The following is a 19198-nucleotide window of genomic DNA, read 5'->3' on the forward strand; positions in this document are numbered from 1 at the left end:
CCTATCGGTCGGATGCCGGGTACCGCAACTGCACGGGCACAGGCGATTTGGATTCGTTGCGGCGAACCGTCCGACTCCATTCCTGCACTGGCGCGATGTGCGGCGGAGATGGTGAACGTCGCGGCTGGGCCTCTTCTACGTTTGGCGGCGCATGAGGCGGGAACCCGTCAGGGGTTAGCCGCCCCACCGGAAGGAAACGAATGGCTGAGAACAAGGGCCACAAAGCCGAGTCGGACGTGGAACCAGAAACCCACGAGTCTCGGTCGCGCGACGCGGCCGGAGAAGCCGACGGCTCGTATGTCGGAGCGGCCGGTTCCGATGACTCCTTCGACGCCGGGGAAACGGGTGCTGAAGCGCGGAGCCAGCAAGGCTGATGCGCTGCGCCACAAGCTAATTCGAGCGGCGGGTGTTCGCTAGCCGAGCGCACCGATCGCGGCCTGCAGCTTGGCGGTCGCCTGGTCGGCCACCTCCTGCAACGCCCCTGGCTCGCCCGTCACTTTGACCATGAGTTGCGGGTCCATCGCCTCGACGAGAACCGCATCGCCTTTGGCGGGGTCGGTCCGCACCACCACGTTGCACGGCAACAATTGGCCGATCTGACGGTGAATGCCCAGGGCGCGATGCGCCAGGGTCGGGTTGCACGCCCCCAGGATGAGGTAGTCCTCCATGTCTTCGCCGAGCTTCTGTTTCAGCGTGGCTTTGACGTCGATGGTGGTCAACACGCCGAAACCCTGCTCGGCCAGGGCTTCGGTCGTTCGTTTCACCGCGTCGTCGAACGAGGTGTGCAAAGTGGTGCTCAATCCGGCTGTCATTTCTTCTCCTCTTTCCCGTGTCGAACTTGCGGAAGCACTAGGCCGCGGAGCGCGGACGTTGCAACTGGGCGAATTGGGGAACCGCGGCCAAGGTGGCGACCGCGTCGAACACTGCGACCGTCTCCTGCGCCTCGGGTAAAGCGGTCAGAACCGGGCCGAAGAAGGCATGCCCGTCGATACGCAGAATCGGGCTGCCCCCGGTTTCGCCGAGCGCGTCCTGCGCCGCCTGGTGCCCGCGCCGCACCTGTTCGTCCAACGACTCGTCGGCGATGACGGCGGCGGTGGTGTCGCGCGCCCCCGCCGCGGACAGCAGGCGGCCGACGAGGCCTTCGTCGAGGGGTTCGGAGCGATCGAAGTAGCGCTCACCGAACGCGAAATATGCGGCGGTCCAACCGGCTACGCCCCGCTCCCGCGCGATGGCGGCCATCAGCCGGCCGACTTGCCGCGAGTCACGCATGCGGGCCTGCTGAGGGGGTGGAAGTTCCCGTCCCTCGTTGAGCACCGCCAGGCTCATCAGCTGCCAATCGACAGCCACGCCGGTCTTCTCGGCGACGGCGCGCAGCCAACGCGCGGTATTCCAGGAGAACGGGCACACCGGGTCCAACCACAACGTGACTTCGGGTCCGGCTCGACCATCATCGGCGGGGTTCATCGCTCTTCGCCTTTCGTAGACGCCGGCTGTCAGGCCAGGCTGAGGAACAGTTTCTCCAGCTCGTCGATCGACACGGCCGGCCCGTCAGTGGGACTGCCCTCCGGCCGGGTGATGCAGTCGCGCAGGCCGGACGCGATGATTTTGAAACCGGCGCGATCCAGCGCCCGCGACACCGCGGCCAATTGCGTGACGACGTCTCTGCAACTGCGCCCCTGCTCGATCATCGCGATGACGCCGCCGAGCTGACCTTGGGCGCGGCGCAACCGGGCGAGGACGGCGTCCATGTCGCCCGGGTCATGCCCGACGACATCGGGCTTGGGCGACGCGCTGCCCCTAACTTCGTTTGCCATGGCTCCTTCATACCATACCCCGCGGGGTATATGCACGCCCTTGGCTGATACCCCGGGGGGTATGATATAACAGACAGCGGATTAGTCGCGGCTCGCGGTGTCCGGTCACGCGATGGCGTGCCACGAGTGCCTGCCGATTCTCAAATGCGGGCCGAATGGCCCTATCAGGTCCGGCGAGGCGGGCGTAATCCGTACCGAAGAGACCGAGCGAAAGGGAACGGCAGTGTCCACGTTTCTCAGACGGGCCTGGGTGCCGCTCGTCGTCGTGGTTGCGGTCGCCCTCGGCGGCGTGGCCGTCGACCGACTCCGCGGCGTTTTCGGCTCGGACGCGATCTTCACCGCGACGGGCAGCAGCGCCGAACCGCTCGTTGCCTCGCACATCAAGCGGGTTACCTACGAGGTTTACGGACCCGGCGACACGACCGGGAGCGTGAGCTACCTGAACAAGAACGCACAGCCCGAACAGGCCGACTTCAGCACGCTGCCATGGACCTTCACGATCACCACGACGGTGCCGGCAGTCATCGCCAGCGTGGTGGCACAAGGCGACAGCGATGACATCGGCTGCCGCATCAGCGTCAACGGCAAAGTCGAGGACGAGCGATCCTCGGCCGGGCGGCACGCGCAAACTTCCTGTCTGGTGAAAGCCGGATGAACGCCGGCAACGACGCCCGGCCGAGGTTCATGCGGTTCGTCCGCACCTTCGCGTGGCCCATCATCATCGGCTGGCTACTGCTCACCGTCGCCCTGAATGTGCTTGTGCCGCCGATCGAATCGGTTGCCCGAAATCACGCGGTGACGATGTCGCCGCAGGACGCCCCGGCGATGATCGCCGCCAAGCGCATCGGGGCCACCTTCCATGAATCGGATTCCGACAGCATCGCGATGATCGTTCTCGAGAGCGACAAGCAACTCGGTGACGAGGCGCGGCGCTACTACGACGGCCTGGTCCAGAAGCTGCAGGCCGATCCGAAGCACGTCCAGCATGTCCAGAACGTCTGGGGTGATCCGCTCACCGCCGCCGGCGTCCAGAGCCGCGACGGCAAGGCCGCCTACGTCCAGCTCAATCTGGCGGGCAACCAGGGCAGCACGCTGGGGAACCAGTCCGTCGACGCGGTGCGCAAGATCGTCGACAAGTCGGAGCCCCCCAAGGGCCTCAAGGTCTACGTCACCGGCCCCGCCGCGCTGACCACCGACATGAACGAAGCCGCCGACAAGAGCATGTTCAAAATGATGGGCGTCACGGGCGTGGTCATCATGATCATGCTGTTCATCGCCTATCGATCGGTCAGCACGGTGCTACTGGTCCTCGTCATGGTCGGCTTCGAGATGGGTACTGCCCGAGGGCTTGTCGCGCTCCTGGGGAATTACGAACTGTTGGGGTTCTCGACGTTCGTCGTTGCGATGCTCTCCTCGTTGGCCATCGCGGCGGGGACGGACTACGCGATCTTCCTCATCGGACGCTACCAGGAGGCTCGCCAGGCCGGCCAGGACCGAGAAACCGCGTACTACACGATGTTCCGCGGGACCTCGCACATCATTTTGGGCTCGGGGTTGACCATCGCCGGGGCGACGTTCTGCCTTCACCTGGCGCGCCTGTCGTACTTCAAGGCACTCGGCATTCCGTCCGCGTTGGGCCTGCTGGTCGTCGTCGCGGGAGCGATGACCGCGGCGCCCGCGGTGGTCGCGGTGGCCACCCGGTTCGGCCTGCTCGACCCGAGAAGGATGATCAAGACACGCGGATGGCGGCGGATCGGCACCGCCACGGTGCGGTGGCCCGGCCCCGTCTTCGCAGCCTCCCTGGTCATCGCGATCGTCGGCATCCTGATCATGCCGAGCATGAAGGTCAGCTACAACGATCGGTTCTACACACCCGCCAACGTGCCCGCGAACGTCGGGTACGCGGCCGCGGAGCGCCACTTCAGCGCCGCCACCATGAATCCCGACATCCTCATGATCGAGAGCGACCACGACATGCGGAACAGCGGCGACATGATCATCCTGGACAGGATCGCCAAGGACATCTTCCGTTCGCCGGGGATCGCGATGGTGCAGAGCATCACCCGCCCGTTGGGCGGCCCGATCGAGCACACCTCCATCCCGTTCCAGATCAGCGCGCAATCGATCCCGATCCAGCAGAACCTTCAGTTCATGCGGGACCGCACGAACGACATGCTCAAGATGAGCGACGACCTCGGCGCCATGATCGTCTCGATGCAGCGCATGCAGGGCCTGCTCGGGCAGATGAGCGACGCCACCCACCGCATGGTCGGCGATATGCACGAGATGCAGGCCACGCTGGACGAGATGCGAGACCATCTGGCGGATTTCGACGACTTCGCCCGGCCGCTCCGCAGCTACCTCTATTGGGAACAGCACTGCTACAACATCCCCGTCTGCTGGGCGACGAGGTCGGTGTTCGAGGCGATCGACGGTGTCGACAAGTTCAGCGAGAACATGAGCACGCTGATCAAGGACGTCAACAACGTCGACGCGATCATTCCGCAGATGCTTGCGCAGTTCCCGCCAATGATCGCCGTCGCCAAATCGATGCAGGGAACGCTGCTCACGATGCACAGCAGCTTCTCCAACCTGGTCACCCAGATGGCGCAGATGACCGACACGGCCAGCGCGATGGGGCAGGCGTTCGACGCCTCCCGCAGCGGTGACTACTTCTATCTGCCCCCGGAAGCCTTCCAGAATCCCGACTTTCAGCGCGGGCTCAAGCTCTTCCTTTCCCCAGACGGAAAGGCCGCGCGGTTCATCATCACCCACGACGCAGACCCGGCAACGCCGGCAGGCATTTCCGCCGTCGTGCCGGAACTGGCCGCCGCGCACCAGGCGGTCAAGGGAACGACGCTGACCGGCGCCAAGTTCTACCTGGCGGGCACGGCGGCCATCTATCGCGACATCCAGTCGGGCTCGCATTACGACCTGCTGATCGTGGGGCTGGCGGCGCTCACCCTGATCTTCGTCGTCATGGTGATCATCACGCGCGCGCTGGTGGCCTCCCTGGTAATCGTCGGCACGGTCCTGCTGTCGCTCGGCGCCGCCTTCGGGCTCTCGGTTCTCGTGTGGCAACACCTCTTGGGTCTCGAGTTGAACTGGATCGCACCGGTATTCGGGCTGATCATCCTGCTCGCCGTGGGCTCCGACTACAACCTGTTGCTGGTGTCACGCTTCCAGGAGGAGATCGGCGCCGGGCTGAAGACCGGCATCATCCGATCGATGGGCGAGACCGGGGGCGTCGTCACCACCGCGGGACTGGTCTTCGCCTTCACCATGATGTCGATGGTCGCCAGCGACCTGCGCTCGATCGGCCAGGCCGGCAGCACGATTGGGCTCGGCCTGCTGTTCGACACCCTGATCGTGCGCTCGCTGATGACGCCGTCGATCGCCGCGCTGCTGGGGCGGTGGTTCTGGTGGCCGATCCGCGTGCGGCCCCGCCCCGCCAGTGAGATGCTGCGACCGTTCGGTCCGCGGAGCCTCGTTCGTTCGCTCTTGCTGGGCGAGCCCGGCGACGCGCCCGCGACCAAGCCTGAAAAGGCCATGGCGTCGACGGCCGGGTGAAAGCCGCTGGCGCAAGATGGGGCTGTGCGGCTGCTGCTGATTTCCGACACCCATGTCCCGAAACGCGCCCGCGACCTGCCCGCGCGGATTTGGGCCGAGGTGGACGCGGCCGACGTCGTCGTGCACGCCGGTGACTGGGTGACGCCCGACCTGCTCGACGAACTCGAACGCAGGTCGGCCCGGCTGGTGGCGTGCTGGGGCAACAACGACGGTCCCGAGCTGCGGTGTCGGCTGCCCGAGCAGGCGGACGCGACCCTGGCGGGTGTGCGGTTCACCGTGGTGCACGAGACCGGCGCGGCGGCCGGGCGGGAGGCCCGGATGTCGCGGCTGTATCCCGACACCGAGGTCCTGGTGTTCGGGCACAGCCACATCCCGTGGGACACGCGCACCGACACCGGGTTGCGCCTGCTCAATCCCGGTTCGCCGACCGATCGGCGCAGGCAGCCCTTCTGCACCTACATGACGGCCCACGTCGATGACGGGGCCCTGATCGACGTGGTCCTGCATCGCCTCCCTAAGTAACGGGTACATACGTTCTGCACAGCTTCCCCACATAAATAGCTCGCCTACAGAGGTATTATGGAAAAGGTGCAGTCAACGACGGATGTGGTCACCGACGTGTTTCGCGTGGTCGGCAGGTTCCGCCGGCAGTTGCGGCGCACGGCCGGGCGTGGCTTCGACGCGTCGACGCTGACCGAGTCGCAGTCCGAGCTGTTGTGGCTGGTGGCCCGGCAACCCGGCATCTCGGTCAACGCGGCCGCCGCCGAGCTCGGGCTGGCCCCCAACACCGCGTCGACCCTGGTTTCGAAGTTGGTCTCCGGGGGACTGCTCGTCCGGACCGTCGGCGACCCGGACCGCAGGGTCGGCCGGTTACACCTGGCCGAACCGGCCCAGGAGATCGTCGACGCGTCTCGCGCCGCGCGGCGAGGGGCACTAGCCGAGGTGCTCGCCGAACTCGACGACGACCAGATCGAATCTTTGACAAGGGGATTGGAGGTCATCGAGATGATGACCCAGACACTGCAGGAGCGACGATGAGCGGTTCACTGCCGATGGCGGTCGACGCCAGGCACCTGACCTACCGGTATGGCCAGTTCACCGCGGTCAACGACGTCACGTTGCAGGTGCGGCCGGGCGAGACCATGGGCCTGCTCGGCCCCAACGGCGCCGGGAAGACATCCATGGTCCGGATGCTCACCACGCTGGCCCCGGTGCAGCAGGGCGAATTACGCATCTTCGGGCTCGACGCCCGCCACCAAACCACCGACATTCGCAGCAATATCGGTTATGTGCCGCAACAACTCTCGATCGAGCCCGCATTGACCGGCCGGCAGAATGTCGAGTGGTTCGCGCGCCTCTACGGTGTGCCCCGGTCCGAGCGTTCCGACCGCGCGGAGCAGGCGCTGGCGGCGATGGATCTACTCGACGTGGCCGACCGGCTTGCCGCGGCCTATTCCGGCGGCATGGTCCGCCGTCTCGAGGTGGCGCAGGCGCTCGTCAACCGCCCGTCGCTGCTGGTTCTCGACGAGCCGACCGTCGGGCTCGATCCGATCGCGCGCGACGGCGTCTGGGCGCAGGTGCAGAAGATGCAGGCGCAGTTCGGGATGACCGTGCTGCTGACCACCCACTACATGGAGGAGGCCGACGCGCTGTGCGATCGCGTCGCCCTGATGCACCGCGGTGAGCTGCAGGCGGTGGGGACGCCGGCCAAGTTGAAGTCGACGGTGTCGCCACACGCAACCCTGGAGGACGTGTTCCGCCACTACGCGGCATCCGACTTGGTGGACGGCGACACCTCCGAGTCGGAAGGCTCATTCCGCGAAATCCGTTCCGCCAGAAAGGTTGCGCGCCGTGTCGGTTGATAGCGCCAGGCCAGGGACCCTGGTCCGCGCGCCGCGCGGGTGGCAGCGCGTGGGCGCCGTGTTCAGCCGTATCGGCGCGTTCGCGATCGTCGAGATGCAGAAGTTGCAGCACGACAGGACCGAACTCGTCACCCGGATGGTGCAACCGGCGCTGTGGCTGCTGATCTTCGGAACCACCTTCAGCCACCTGCACGTCATCCAAACCGGATCGGTGTCGTACCTGGCGTTCCTGGCGCCGGGCATCATCGCCCAGTCCGCGCTGTTCATCTCCATTTTCTATGGGATACAGATCATTTGGGACCGGGACGCCGGGGTCCTGGCCAAGCTGATGGTGACGCCCGCGCCGGCGTCGGCCTTGATCACCGGCAAGGCGTTCGCGGCCGGCGTGCGCTCGGTCGCCCAGGTGGTCGGCGTGATGGCGTTGGCATATCTGATGAATGTCGGGCTGACGGTCAACCCGCTGCGAATCGCGGCGGCGATGGCCGTCGTCATGCTGGGTGCCGCGTTCTTCGCGTGCCTGTCGATGACGCTGGCCGGCCTGGTGCGCAACCGTGATCGCCTGATGGGAATCGGCCAGGCCATCACGATGCCATTGTTCTTCGCCTCCAACGCTTTGTACCCGGTCAACGTCATGCCGACGTGGCTGCACGTGCTGAGCCGAGTCAACCCCCTCAGCTACGAGGTCGACGCCCTGCGCGGCCTGCTCATCGGTACGCCGTTCAACCCGGTGGACGTCATTGTCTTGCTGGTTGCCGCGGTGCTCGGAATCGGCGCGGCCTCAACGCTATTGCGCCGCCTCGTGGCATAGCGCACACCGCCGGGATGTGCGGCGCGCGCTATCGATGACCGATTGTGACCCGAATGCAACGTTTCCCGGCCGACTCCCAATCGTTAGCCAACCGCGATCTGAAGCTTCGGCCCTGACAGGCGATTCGACCCCTCTCCCCGTGTTTCACTGCCCAGCGAAGGGATTCGACCGCGGCACGCGGCAGACGAAAGTTGGGATGGGTAGAGAGCTATGAAGTTCTTTTCTGAGTTGCGGAAGTTGCGTGGCGCCGCGGCAGCCATGCCGCGCCAGCTCGCGGTCGCGGCTGTGGGGGCTGCCCTGATGTCCGGCCTCGTCACCGCCGTCGGCGGCTCGGCTACCGCGGGGGCGTTCTCGAAGCCGGGCCTGCCGGTGGAATACCTGGAGGTGCCATCGCCGTCGATGGGCCGCAACATCAAGGTCCAGTTCGAGGGCGGCGGACCGCACGCCGTCTACCTGCTCGACGGCTTGCGCGCGCAGGACGACTACAACGGCTGGGACATCAACACCCCGGCCTTCGAGGAGTTCTACCAGTCCGGCCTGTCGGTGGTGATGCCGGTCGGCGGGCAGTCCAGCTTCTACAGCAACTGGTACCAGCCGTCGTCGGGCAACGGTCAGAACTACACCTACAAGTGGGAGACGTTCCTGACCCAGGAGATGCCGCTGTGGCTGCAGGCCAACAAGCAGATCTCCCCGGCGGGCAACGCCGCGGTGGGGCTGTCAATGTCCGGCGGTTCCGCCCTGATCCTGGCCGCCTACTACCCGCAGCAATTCCCCTACGCCGCTTCACTTTCGGGCTTCCTCAACCCCTCCGAGGGTTGGTGGCCGACGCTGATCGGGCTGGCGATGAACGACTCGGGTGGCTACAACGCCAACAGCATGTGGGGCCCGTCGACCGACCCGGCGTGGAAGCGTAACGACCCGATGGTCCAGATCCCGCGACTGGTCGCCAACAACACCCGAATCTGGGTGTACTGCGGCAACGGAACGCCGAGCGACCTGGGCGGCGACAACATGCCGGCCAAGTTCCTGGAAGGCCTCACGCTGCGCACCAACCAGCAATTCCAGAACAGCTACGTGGCCGCCGGCGGACGCAACGGGACGTTCAACTTCCCGGCCAACGGCACGCACTCGTGGCCCTACTGGAACCAGCAGTTGGTCGCGATGAAGCCCGACATCCAGCAGGTGCTGCTGGCCAACACCACGGCCCAACCGGCGGAGCCGGCGCAGCCCGCACAGCCGGCGCCGCCGGCCGCCTGAAACCCTCCGAACCAGCATCGGCAGTAGCGCACCGGTCAGCGCTACTGCCGATGCTTTTTGGGTTCAGTCGAGCAAGGCGCGGCGATCCTGGTGAAAGTACGTGTATCCAGTTGTCAACGCGCACACGGACGAAGCGACCACCAGCATCCACGTGCCATTGACCACCAGGCTGATCAAGCCGCCGACCGTGGCGCCGAAGACGAAGCTGGCGAACAGCAGAAAGTAGCCGAGCCAGTCGGCCAGCGTTCCACCGGCGATGTGGCGCTCGATGCCCTGCCCCATCTTGACCAGCGTTCCGGTCACGTAGCTCAGCGGAACCGACACCTCGCCGTCTTTGACGAATGACGTGTTCAATGCGCCAATGCCGAACGCCACCAACGTGATCGGCGCGAAATCGAGGAAGTTTTCCTCCCACCCCTCGTCGACAACGTCCAAGGCGGTGGCGGCGAACAGGCTGAAGGTCGTCAGCACGGTGGGCCCGTGCGGGTGCGCCACCCAGAAATGCCGCCGGCACACCGACGCGACGACAACGCCACCGACGAAGCACACGATCAGCAGGCCCGCGCTCACGGAGAGCAAGACATCGCCCCGGAAGTAGCCGAGCGCGGCGCGCTGCGCGTTGCCGGTCATGAAGGTCACGAAGTAGCCGGCGGAGTGCGTGAAAGCCGTTGCCCCCAGCACACCCGCCAGCGCCGCCAGCACCCAGGACAGCCGCGCCTCGCTGTCGAAGATCTCCTTTGTCACACGGACATGGTTTCAGATGCCCGCGCTACTCGCAGATCAGAGTTTGCTATGAGGCGGTGAGCCTGGCGATGGAGCGCAGCGGGATCGGCAACCAGCCGGGCCGGTGCCGCGCCTCGTAGCCGGCCTCGTACACGGCCTTGTCGAGCTCGTAGGCGGCCAGCACGTCAGCCGCATCCCGCGGGTCGCTTCCCGACGCGGCGGCGTAGCCCTCGCAGAACGCGGTCCTGTTGCGTTCGACCCATTCGCGGGCGCGGGCGGCCAGTTGTTTGTCGGCCGCCTGGTCGACCAACGGGCCGTACGCGGCGTATTCGAAGGACCGCAGCACGCCGGCCACGTCGCGCAACGGTGAATCCGGCGCGCGGCGCTCGTCGAGCGGCTGCCCCGGTTCGCCCTCGAAGTCGATCAGCAGCCAGCTCTCGGGGGTGCGCAGCACCTGACCGAGGTGCAGGTCGCCGTGCACCCGCTGGACGGTGATCGGCTGGTCGGCGAGCTTGGCGAACCGCTCCTCGATGGTCGAGGCGTACTCCCGCAGCTCGGGCACCTTCGCGACGGTCGCAGCCAGCCGCGCCAGCACGGTGTCCACCGGGAACGCCGACTCCGCCGTTCCCAGCGACTCGGCCAGCGTGGCATGGACCGACGCCACGGCCTCGCCGAGCCGGCAGGACTCGCCGGCGAAATCGCCCCCGACCTCGTGGGCGTACAGGTCGCCCTCCGCGAACAGGTCGCGGACGCTGGCGGTGGCCATCGCCCACCCTTCGGCGGCGTTGGACGCGAACTCGGTCACCATGCCGAGCGGCCACGCCTCGTCCGGGCCGGCCAGCTCGTAGGTGCCCAGGAGCCGGGCCACGTGCGGGTTGCCGGCGCGGGCCAGCACCCGGTTCAGCTCGATGTCCGGGTTGATGCCGCTGTTGACCCGCCGAAACGCCTTGAAGATCGCCGCGCGGTCGAAGATGACGCTGGTATTGCTCTGCTCGGCGTCGGAGACGTGCGGCATCGCCTCCATCGGCAGCTCGACGTCGGGCTCCTTGACGAACCGCACCTCGGTGCCCGCCGCCGTCAGAACGGCCGACGAGTCGATCAGCGACAGCAGAAAACGGGGGGCGTCGGTGTCGTAGAGGGCGTCGAAGCCCGTGCGGTCGCCTGCGGCGCCGATGGTGGCCACCGTGCTGTACTCGGAGACCGGACCGGCGTCCCATTGCACCATGACCTGGTAGCGCTCGGATGAGCCGTCGGCGTACTGCGCATCGACCAAGACCAGGTCCAGGTCGTCGCGGAGCGGGACGACCACGGCGGCCTCGGCGGAGGTCAGCTCCCGGTTACGGCCGGCGTACCACCGTTGCTGGGGCAGCCAATCCGACCAGGGCAGCTTGGCAGGATCAGTCATGCGTCCTCCTCACATGCAGTCAGCTGGAACCAGTAGAAGCCGTGTCCCGGCAGCGTCAGCAGGTAGGGCAGGTGCCCGATCCGCGGGAATTCGACGTGCCCGGTCAGTTCCACCGGCGTGCAACCGCTCCAGTGCTGCAGGTTCAGTTCGATCGGCTGCGGGAACCGCGACAGGTTGTTGACGCACAACACCGTGTCGCCGCCGCCCGGCACCTGGCGCACGAACGCCAGCACCGACGGGTTGGAGCCCCCCAACTCCTCGAATGTGCCGATGGCGAACGCCTCGTGGCGGCGCCGGACGGCGAGCATCATCCGGGTGAAGTTGAGCAGCGACGTCGAGGTGTCGCGCTGGGCCTCGACGTTGACGGCCTGATAGCCGTAGACGGAGTCCTGGCTGGCCGGCAGGTAGAGCCGGCCGGGGTTGGCCTTGGAGAACCCGGCGTTGCGGTCCGGGGTCCACTGCATCGGGGTGCGCACCCCGTCGCGGTCACCCAGCCAGATGACGTCGCCCATGCCGATCTCGTCGCCGTAGTACAGGACCGGTGAGCCGGGCAGCGACAGCAGCAGGGCGGTGAACAGCTCGATCTGGTTTCGGTCGTTGTCCAGCAGGGGTGCCAGGCGCCGCCGGATGCCGACGTTCGCCTTCATCCGTGGGTCCTTGGCGTACTCGGAGTACATGTAGTCGCGTTCTTCGTCGGTGACCATCTCGAGCGTCAGCTCGTCGTGGTTACGCAGGAAGATGCCCCATTGCGCCATCTCGGGAATCTCCGGCGTCTGCCCCAGGATCTCCGAGATCGGAATGCGCGATTCCCGGCGGACGGCCATGAAGATGCGCGGCATCAGCGGGAAGTGGAACGCCATGTGGCATTCGTCGCCGCCGGTGCTGGTGTCGCCGAAGTACTCGACCACGTCGGCCGGCCACTGGTTGGCCTCGGCCAGCAGCACCCGGCCCGGGAACTCGTCGTCGATGACCTTGCGGACCCGCTTGAGGAAGGCGTGCGTCTCGGGCAGGTTCTCGCAATTGGTGCCCTCCCGTTCGAACAGGTACGGCACGGCGTCCAGCCGGAACCCGTCGATGCCCAGGCCGAGCCAGAAGCGCAGCACGTCGATCATGGCTTCCTGGACGGCGGGGTTTTCGTAGTTCAGGTCCGGCTGGTGCGAAAAGAACCGGTGCCAGTAGAACTGTTTGCGCACCGGGTCGAAGGTCCAGTTGGACTCCTCGGTGTCGACGAAGATGATGCGGGCGTCGGTGTACTTCTCGCTGGTGTCGCTCCACACGTAGAAGTCGCCGTACGGGCCGTCCGGATCATGCCGCGACTCCTGAAACCAGGGGTGCGAATCCGATGTGTGGTTCATCACGAGGTCGGTGATCACCCGGATGCCACGCTCGTGCGCGGCGTTCAGCAGTGCGACGAAGTCCTCGACCGTCCCGAACTCGGGCAGCACCTTGTAGAAATCCCGGATGTCGTACCCGCCGTCGCGAAGCGGCGAGTCGTAGAACGGGGGCAGCCAGATGCAGTCGATGCCGAGCCACTGCAGGTAGTCCAGGCGTCCCAGGAGCCCGCGTAGGTCGCCGGACCCGTCCGCGTTGGCGTCGAAGAACGCGCGGACCAGCACCTCGTAGAACACGGCGTGCTTGAACCACGTCGGGTCGGTGGGTAGCGCGGCGGCGTTGTCGAAGTCGTCGGAGTCGGGATGCTCGACGACACCCCCCTCGACGTGACTTCCGCCTCCGGGATGGTGCTCGACAGCTTCTCGTGCGTCGTTCATCAAATCCACGCTGCCACGGGTACCCGAGGCGCGACATTCGGAATCACGCTCGCTGACATGTGACGAAACACCCATGGCGCCAATGGGATTGAGCGCCAGTCGGGTACTGTCCGCGCGGGTGTCAGGCCGGCGGCCCTTCGGCCAGCGTCACATTGACGGTGCGGTCGCCGCCCGCCGCGGCGCGATAGTGCACCGCGATCGTGTCACCGGGATGATGCGGGACGAGCACGTCCGTCATCGAGGTGGCCCCGCTGATCGGGACGCTGTCGATCCCGGTGATGACGTCACCCGGGGCGATGCCGGCCGCGCCGGCGGGACCGGTGTTGACCACCCGTTCGACGCGCGCGCCGTTGCCGTTGTCGGTCACCCCGAGCCCGAGGAAGGCGGTCGGGCCGATGTGCACGATGTTGGAGCCGGCGCCGGACCGGATCTGGCCGGCCACCCCCATCGCCCGCCCGATCGGGATGGCAAAGCCCTGCCCGCCCGACATCTTGTAGTTGTCGGTGGCGGCGGTGTTCATGCCGACGACCTGTCCGGCGTTGTTCACCATCGGCCCGCCCGAGTCGCCGGGCCTGATTGGCGTGTCGGCCTGGATCAGGCCGCCCAGTGACTCGTTCGCGCCGGTCAACGTGTCGGTCGCCGAGACCGACTGGTTGAGCGCGATGACCTTGCCGGACACCGCGCTCGGCGTTCCGCCCTGACCACCCGCGTTGCCCATCGCGACGACGGGCTCGCCCACCGAAACCCCGCCGCCGATCGCGGCGGTCGGCAGGCCGGCCGCCCCGCGTAACTGCAGCACCGCGACGTCCTGGCTACGGTCGTAGCCGACCACGTCGACGGCGTACGTCTGCCCGTTGCCGACGTCGAAGGCACTGATGTCCGTCGCGCCGGAGATCACGTGATTGTTGGTCAGCACGACGCCGTTGGGGTCGATGACGATGCCGGTGCCGGCGCCCACCGCGTTGTTGTAGCCGAACTTGGTGTTGATGTTGACCACCTGTGGCCCCACCTGGCCGGCCAATGCGGCCGGGTCGAGGGGGGCCTGTGGGGCGGTGAACGGTGATGCGGCGGCCGGCACGGTGCCCAGACCGAGGCCCAACCCGACCACAGCCAGCACGCTGACCAACCATGACCACCAGACCGAGCGGTGGTGCGATTTGCTCATCCCGTCACCCTTCCTGCTTCGCGGTAAACACAAACTGTGTCGGCCTTGCGGTTCTGGGCGGCACAACTGTGTGTATATAACCGTAATGCAGGTAGCTATTCATGGCAGTGGCAAGGTTGGGTTCGGCGCCTAGGCTGACACGGTGGGCGAATTCGACCCGAAGACCAGGTTGGCGCGGTCCCCGGTCGCACGGCTGGCCACGATCACGCCCGATGGTCTCCCCCACCTGGTGCCGGTGGTATTCGCGGTGGCCGACCCGGCCGACGTCGTGTACACCGCCGTCGACGCGAAACCCAAGACGACTCGGCGGCTGCGGCGGCTTGCCAACATCGAACACAACCCCCACGTGAGCCTGCTGGTCGACCACTACGCCGACGATTGGACGCAGTTGTGGTGGGCCCGGGCCGATGGCACGGCCACCATCCACGCCGGCGGGCCGGCGATGGAGTCCGCACACCGGCTGCTGCGCGCCAAATACCCTCAGTATCAGTCCGTTTCGCTGAACGGGCCGGTGATCGCGATCGCGGTGCACCGCTGGTCGGGCTGGCACGCCTGACGGCAGACGCAATTGTGGCCGGCCCGTGGCCTTGTGTTGGGCCGCGGTTGGGGGAAAAGTTGCTTCTGGATCCTGTGAGCCAGGACACACCACGCTGGACGCACCCCTCGGCGACGCGGCCGGGGAGAACTGGAGGAACGTCATGGCGGACAAGGCGAATGCTTCCCAGGGCGCGGCGGCCGCCCCCACCGCGAACGGTCCCGGCGAGGTGCGCAACATCGTCCTGGTGGGACCGTCCGGTGGCGGCAAGACCACCCTGGTCGAGGCGCTGTTGGTCGCCGGCGGGGTGCTGACTAGAGCGGGCTCGGTCACCGACGGCAGCACGGTGTGCGACTACGACGACGCCGAGATCCGCCAGCAGCGGTCCGTCGGCGTTGCCGTCGCCTCCCTGGCCCACGACGGCATCAAGATCAACCTGGTCGACACGCCCGGATACGCCGACTTCGTCGGCGAGCTGCGGGCCGGCCTGCGCGCCGCGGATTGCGCGCTGTTCGTGATCGCGGCCAACGAGGGTGTCGACGAACCCACCAAATCGCTGTGGCAGGAATGCGACCAGGTCGGCATGCCCCGCGCCGTGGTGATCACCAAGCTCGACCACACCAGGGCCAATTACTCCGAGGCGCTGGCCGCCGCGCAGAACGCGTTCGGCGACAAGGTGTTACCGCTCTACCTCCCGACCGGCCTGCCGTCCTGCGAGGGCCTGATCGGATTGTTGTCGCAGACGCGCTACCACTACTCCGGCGGAAAGCGGACCGCAGAGCCGGCCGATCCGGCCGACGCCGACCGGATCGAGGAGGCGCGTGGCACCCTGATCGAGGGCATCATCGAGGAATCCGAGGACGAGTCGCTGATGGATCGCTATCTGGGCGGTGAGTCCATCGACGAGGCGGTCCTGATCGAGGACCTGGAGCGGGCGGTCGCCCGGGGTTCGTTCTTCCCGGTGATCCCGGTGTGCAGCAGCACCGGCGTCGGCACGCTGGAATTGCTGGAGGTCGCCACGCGCGGCTTCCCGTCCCCGATGGAACACCCACTGCCGGAGGTGTTTACGCCGCAGGGCGCGCCGCACGCGACGCTGACCTGCGACCCCGACGCTCCCCTGCTGGCGGAGGTGGTGAAGACGACGTCGGACCCCTACGTCGGAAGGCTGAGCCTGGTCCGGGTGTTCTCCGGGACCATCAGGCCCGACACGACGGTCCATGTGTCGGGCCATTTTGCGTCCTTCTTCGGCGCGGTCAACGGCAACGGCAGCACGCACCCCGACCACGACGAAGACGAACGGGTCGGGGTCCTGTCGTTCCCGCTCGGCAAGCAGCAGCGCCCGGCCACCGCCGTGGTGGCGGGCGACATCTGCGCCATCGGCAAGTTGAGCCGGGCCGAGACCGGCGACACCCTCTCGGACAAGGCGGAGCCACTCGTCCTGAAACCGTGGACGATGCCCGAACCGTTGCTGCCGGTGGCGATCCAGGCGCACGCCAAGACCGACGAGGACAAGCTGTCGGTCGGACTGGGCCGGCTGGCCGCCGAGGATCCGACGCTGCGGATCGAGCAGAACCAGGAGACACACCAGATCGTGTTGTGGTGCATGGGCGAGGCCCACGCCGGGGTCGTCCTCGACGCGCTCGCCAACCGCTACGGCGTCACCGTCGACACCGTGGAACTGCGCGTACCACTGCGAGAAACCTTCGGCGGCAAGGCAAAAGGGCATGGTCGCCACGTCAAGCAGTCGGGCGGGCACGGCCAGTACGCGGTGTGCGACATCGAAGTGGAGCCGCTGCCGGAGGGATCCGGATTCGAGTTCGTCGACAAGGTGGTCGGCGGGGCGGTGCCCCGGCAATTCATCCCGAGCGTGGAGAAGGGCGTGCGCGCGCAGATGGAGAAGGGCGTGCACGCCGGCTATCCCGTCGTCGACATCCGGGTGACCCTGCTCGACGGCAAGGCCCACAGCGTGGACTCGTCGGACTTCGCGTTCCAGGCGGCGGGCGCCCTGGCGCTGCGGGAGGCGGCCGCGGCGACGAAGGTGAGCCTGCTCGAGCCCATCGACGAAATCTCGGTACTGGTCCCCGACGACTTCGTCGGCGCGGTGATGGGCGACCTGTCGGGCCGGCGTGGCCGTGTCCTCGGCACCGACACCGCGGGCCACGAACGCACGCTGGTCAAAGCCGAGGTGCCCCAGGTGGAGCTGACGCGCTACGCGATCGACCTGCGTTCGCTTGCCCACGGGGCCGCGTCGTTCACCCGCGGCTTCGCCCGTTACGAACCCATGCCGGAGGCCGCGGCCACCCGGGTGAAGGCCAGCGTCTGAGTCGTCACGCCCCGGCGCCGAACTGGCCGGCGACGGCGCGGCGGTCCAGCGAGCCCTTCGCGGTATGCGGCAGCTCCGCCGCCTGCTGAAAGCTGGTCGGCACCTCGAAGGGGGCCAGCCGGTCCCGCCCGAACTCTGCGAGCTCCTCCGCGGTCGGTGCGGCGGGGCCCCGGGGAACGATCACCGCGGCCACCGCCTCGCCGTACAGCTTGTCGGGGACCCCGAACACGGCGACCTCCAGCACGCCGGGATGACTGCCGAGCACGCCCTCGACGCGTTCCGGAGAGATCTTCTCCCCGCCCCGGTTGATCAGTTCCTTGATGCGGCCGCGGATGATCAGCTCGCCCGACGCCGACAGCGTTCCCAGATCACCGGTGCGCAGCCACCCGTCGGTGAAATTTGCCGCGGTGATCGCGGGGTCGCCGAGGTAACCCCGGACGACGGTCGGCCCGTGCAACCAGACCTCGCCGACCTCTCCCGCCGGCACGGGCGAGCCGTCGGATCCGGCGATCCGGATCTGCGGCCCGGTCGATCGGCCGACCAGACCCGCTGTGGCACCGGGGTTTTCGTCATGGCCGATTTCGGTCGTCGCCACCTGATGGGTGGCCTCGGTCATGCCGAAGGCGCAGACCACCGGGGCGCCGAACGTGTCCTGCAGCTGCTGTGCCGCTTCGGCCGTGAGTGGCGCGCTGCAGCTGCGGATGAATCGCAACGCGGCGTTGCCGGGTCGGTCGCCTCCTGCCCGCTCCAAGAGGATCTGATGGATCGTCGGCACCGCCGTGTACCAGGTGGCGCGGACGGCGTCGACGTCGTCCCAGAAGGTGTGGGCCGAGAACCGTCCACGCGCGGGCAACAACACCGCACCGCCGGACACCAGCGTCGCCAGCAGCGCGGCGAGCAGCCCATGACCGTGGTAGAGCGGCATCACTGCCACCGTGGCATCGCGCGGTCCGAGGCCGTATCCGGCGATGATCGCCCGCACCGAGGCGGCGATGTTGGCGCGCGTCCACGGGACCATCTTCGGCACCCCGGTGGTGCCGCCGGTGAACATGATCATGGCGTCGTCGTCGCGCAGCCCCTGGGGCGTCGAAAAGCCCTGCGCCGGAGGTGCAGTCGCGGCCAGGCGCACCGCCGGGGCGCTATCCGTAGCACCGGCCGTGACCGCGAACGGCCACCACGGCAGGTCGCGTTTGCCTTGGTCGTCGGGCGCGTCGCCGTCGATCAGCACCGCCCTGGCCCCCACGGCCTCGCTGCGGGCGCGCTGCTCGCCGACCGGCAGGGCCGGATCCAGTGGAACCGCAACCAGTTCGGCCCGCGAAGCCGCCAGCAGTCCGACGACGAATTCAGCGTTGCTTGCGGAGCGCAGCGCGACACGGTCACCCGCGCGGACCCCTGCGCCTGGCCGGGGGATGCCGAAACTGCGGTCATGGTGGTGACTCCTCACGTCTGGTCGGAGGTGAAGCAAAGCCTGCGCCCTTACTTTGACGCCGGGGCCCGGCGGGTGTCCAAGACGGGGCCGCTATGCGCCGATACATGTCATCTATCGGCGCTAGTCAGCCGCGGTTTCGGGGCGTCGATAGCCGTTGGTTATCGGCCGTGAGTGATTCGGTATTGGACGGGTGGGAGGCTCACCCGGCATGGTTCGAGCAGTTGCTTGTGACGGCGAAGCGTAAAGGAGCGAAGCGATGAGGTCTGAGGCGATCGTCAGCAGCGAAGCCGCGGGGTCGACGGAGATCCCGGATGCACGCATCGTGGATCTGGTCGAGGAGGTGGCCCGCCGGTCCCCGGAGGCGCCCGCTCTCGTCGTCACCGCCGAGCGGATACCGCTCGGCTACCGCGATCTAGTCCAGCTGGTGGACGACCTGGCCGGGCAGCTCCGACAGGCCGGGCTCCGCGCGGGTGACCGTGTCGCGCTGCGCTCCGCAAGCAACGCTGAATTCGTCGTCGGACTGCTGGCGGCTTCGCGG

At 67.3% G+C, this 19198-nt stretch carries 18 protein-coding genes and 1 pseudogene; 11 read left to right on the top strand and 8 right to left on the bottom strand.

The annotated features are described in order from the left end of the window. Positions 1-200 precede the first annotated feature (200 nt). Positions 201-374 (top strand): hypothetical protein, encoded by a 174-nt coding sequence (locus A9X03_RS29965; RefSeq protein WP_197504925.1) that lies wholly within the window; start codon positions 201-203, stop codon positions 372-374. A 39-nt stretch (positions 375-413) separates the two neighbouring features. Here A9X03_RS29965 and A9X03_RS26145 read toward each other — a convergent pair whose 3' ends face one another. Genes A9X03_RS26145 through A9X03_RS26155 form a run of 3 tightly spaced genes read right to left on the bottom strand, consistent with a single transcriptional unit; the run spans position 414 to position 1814 of the window. Then, the gene (locus tag A9X03_RS26145) at positions 414-812 is read right to left on the bottom strand and encodes a DUF302 domain-containing protein (RefSeq protein ID WP_068263728.1); all 399 of its coding nucleotides are present in this window, start codon (positions 810-812) and stop codon (positions 414-416) included. A 37-nt stretch (positions 813-849) separates the two neighbouring features. Beyond that, positions 850-1464 (bottom strand): DsbA family protein, encoded by a 615-nt coding sequence (locus A9X03_RS26150; protein ID WP_068017603.1) that lies wholly within the window; start codon positions 1462-1464, stop codon positions 850-852. Between the two features lie 29 nt (positions 1465-1493). After that, positions 1494-1814 (bottom strand): metal-sensitive transcriptional regulator, encoded by a 321-nt coding sequence (locus A9X03_RS26155; RefSeq protein ID WP_068263732.1) that lies wholly within the window; start codon positions 1812-1814, stop codon positions 1494-1496. Between the two features lie 223 nt (positions 1815-2037). Here A9X03_RS26155 and A9X03_RS26160 point away from each other — a divergent pair, with 223 nt between their 5' ends. From A9X03_RS26160 to ag85C, 7 genes are all read left to right on the top strand, one after another. Beyond that, positions 2038-2469 carry an MmpS family transport accessory protein gene (locus tag A9X03_RS26160; protein ID WP_068263734.1) on the top strand — a complete coding sequence of 144 codons (432 nt, stop codon included), beginning with the start codon at positions 2038-2040 and terminating at the stop codon, positions 2467-2469. Next, the gene (locus A9X03_RS26165) at positions 2466-5384 is read left to right on the top strand and encodes an RND family transporter (protein WP_068263738.1); all 2919 of its coding nucleotides are present in this window, start codon (positions 2466-2468) and stop codon (positions 5382-5384) included. Before A9X03_RS26160 ends, A9X03_RS26165 begins: the two co-directional genes overlap by 4 nt. A gap of 24 nt (positions 5385-5408) precedes the next feature. Continuing rightward, positions 5409-5906: a metallophosphoesterase gene (locus tag A9X03_RS26170; protein ID WP_068263743.1), complete on the top strand. Its 498-nt coding sequence runs from the start codon at positions 5409-5411 to the stop codon at positions 5904-5906. A 57-nt stretch (positions 5907-5963) separates the two neighbouring features. After that, positions 5964-6422, top strand: coding sequence for a MarR family winged helix-turn-helix transcriptional regulator (locus A9X03_RS26175; RefSeq protein ID WP_067780912.1), 459 nt, complete (start codon positions 5964-5966; stop codon positions 6420-6422). Further along, a complete protein-coding gene (locus A9X03_RS26180; protein WP_067749812.1) occupies positions 6419-7246 on the top strand; it encodes an ATP-binding cassette domain-containing protein in 828 nt (275 codons plus the stop codon). The genes A9X03_RS26175 and A9X03_RS26180 overlap by 4 nt, the downstream gene beginning before the upstream one ends. Beyond that, positions 7236-8054, top strand: a complete 819-nt coding sequence (locus A9X03_RS26185; protein ID WP_067780905.1) for an ABC transporter permease — start codon at positions 7236-7238, stop codon at positions 8052-8054. The genes A9X03_RS26180 and A9X03_RS26185 overlap by 11 nt, the downstream gene beginning before the upstream one ends. Positions 8055-8264: 210 nt before the next feature. Beyond that, a complete protein-coding gene (ag85C, locus tag A9X03_RS26190) occupies positions 8265-9311 on the top strand; it encodes a diacylglycerol acyltransferase/mycolyltransferase Ag85C (protein WP_068263746.1) in 1047 nt (348 codons plus the stop codon). A 63-nt stretch (positions 9312-9374) separates the two neighbouring features. Here the strand turns inward: ag85C and A9X03_RS26195 are convergent, their stop codons facing one another. The 4 genes from A9X03_RS26195 to A9X03_RS26210 form a co-directional block, all read right to left on the bottom strand. Next, positions 9375-10055: a YoaK family protein gene (locus A9X03_RS26195; protein WP_068017612.1), complete on the bottom strand. Its 681-nt coding sequence runs from the start codon at positions 10053-10055 to the stop codon at positions 9375-9377. A 46-nt stretch (positions 10056-10101) separates the two neighbouring features. Continuing rightward, positions 10102-11439 carry a phosphotransferase gene (locus A9X03_RS26200; protein ID WP_067749806.1) on the bottom strand — a complete coding sequence of 446 codons (1338 nt, stop codon included), beginning with the start codon at positions 11437-11439 and terminating at the stop codon, positions 10102-10104. After that, a complete protein-coding gene (gene treS, locus A9X03_RS26205; protein WP_067749840.1) occupies positions 11436-13208 on the bottom strand; it encodes a maltose alpha-D-glucosyltransferase in 1773 nt (590 codons plus the stop codon). The genes A9X03_RS26200 and treS overlap by 4 nt, the downstream gene beginning before the upstream one ends. A 121-nt stretch (positions 13209-13329) precedes the next feature. Further along, positions 13330-14373 (bottom strand): S1C family serine protease, encoded by a 1044-nt coding sequence (locus A9X03_RS26210; RefSeq protein ID WP_068263749.1) that lies wholly within the window; start codon positions 14371-14373, stop codon positions 13330-13332. A 142-nt stretch (positions 14374-14515) separates the two neighbouring features. Here A9X03_RS26210 and A9X03_RS26215 point away from each other — a divergent pair, with 142 nt between their 5' ends. Then, positions 14516-14929, top strand: coding sequence for a TIGR03668 family PPOX class F420-dependent oxidoreductase (locus tag A9X03_RS26215; RefSeq protein WP_068263752.1), 414 nt, complete (start codon positions 14516-14518; stop codon positions 14927-14929). Positions 14930-15071: 142 nt separating this feature from the next. Next, positions 15072-17231 (top strand): elongation factor G-like protein EF-G2, encoded by a 2160-nt coding sequence (locus A9X03_RS26220; RefSeq protein WP_068263755.1) that lies wholly within the window; start codon positions 15072-15074, stop codon positions 17229-17231. A gap of 4 nt (positions 17232-17235) precedes the next feature. Here A9X03_RS26220 and A9X03_RS26225 read toward each other — a convergent pair. Beyond that, positions 17236-18627: pseudogene (locus tag A9X03_RS26225) on the bottom strand (FadD7 family fatty acid--CoA ligase); the annotation flags it as partial. Between the two features lie 289 nt (positions 18628-18916). Here A9X03_RS26225 and A9X03_RS26230 point away from each other — a divergent pair. Next, positions 18917-19198, top strand: a 282-nt coding sequence (locus A9X03_RS26230) for an AMP-binding protein (protein ID WP_156746604.1), incomplete at its 3' end; no start/stop codon positions are given.

It is taken from the genome of Mycobacterium sp. E1715, assembly GCF_001667625.1.
Classification (GTDB): Bacteria; Actinomycetota; Actinomycetes; order Mycobacteriales; family Mycobacteriaceae; genus Mycobacterium.

What these genes read in the sequence shown, in the direction of transcription:
- A9X03_RS29965 (WP_197504925.1), top strand. Translation starts at nt 201, where the DNA reads ATGGCTGAGAACAAGGGCCACAAAGCCGAGTCGGACGTGGAACCAGAA.
- A9X03_RS26145 (WP_068263728.1), bottom strand. Translation starts at nt 812, where the DNA reads ATGACAGCCGGATTGAGCACCACTTTGCACACCTCGTTCGACGACGCG.
- A9X03_RS26150 (WP_068017603.1), bottom strand. Translation starts at nt 1,464, where the DNA reads ATGAACCCCGCCGATGATGGTCGAGCCGGACCCGAAGTCACGTTGTGG.
- A9X03_RS26155 (WP_068263732.1), bottom strand. Translation starts at nt 1,814, where the DNA reads ATGGCAAACGAAGTTAGGGGCAGCGCGTCGCCCAAGCCCGATGTCGTC.
- A9X03_RS26165 (WP_068263738.1), top strand. Translation starts at nt 2,466, where the DNA reads ATGAACGCCGGCAACGACGCCCGGCCGAGGTTCATGCGGTTCGTCCGC.
- A9X03_RS26175 (WP_067780912.1), top strand. Translation starts at nt 5,964, where the DNA reads ATGGAAAAGGTGCAGTCAACGACGGATGTGGTCACCGACGTGTTTCGC.
- A9X03_RS26180 (WP_067749812.1), top strand. Translation starts at nt 6,419, where the DNA reads ATGAGCGGTTCACTGCCGATGGCGGTCGACGCCAGGCACCTGACCTAC.
- ag85C (WP_068263746.1), top strand. Translation starts at nt 8,265, where the DNA reads ATGAAGTTCTTTTCTGAGTTGCGGAAGTTGCGTGGCGCCGCGGCAGCC.
- A9X03_RS26200 (WP_067749806.1), bottom strand. Translation starts at nt 11,439, where the DNA reads ATGACTGATCCTGCCAAGCTGCCCTGGTCGGATTGGCTGCCCCAGCAA.
- treS (WP_067749840.1), bottom strand. Translation starts at nt 13,208, where the DNA reads ATGAACGACGCACGAGAAGCTGTCGAGCACCATCCCGGAGGCGGAAGT.
- A9X03_RS26210 (WP_068263749.1), bottom strand. Translation starts at nt 14,373, where the DNA reads ATGAGCAAATCGCACCACCGCTCGGTCTGGTGGTCATGGTTGGTCAGC.
- A9X03_RS26220 (WP_068263755.1), top strand. Translation starts at nt 15,072, where the DNA reads ATGGCGGACAAGGCGAATGCTTCCCAGGGCGCGGCGGCCGCCCCCACC.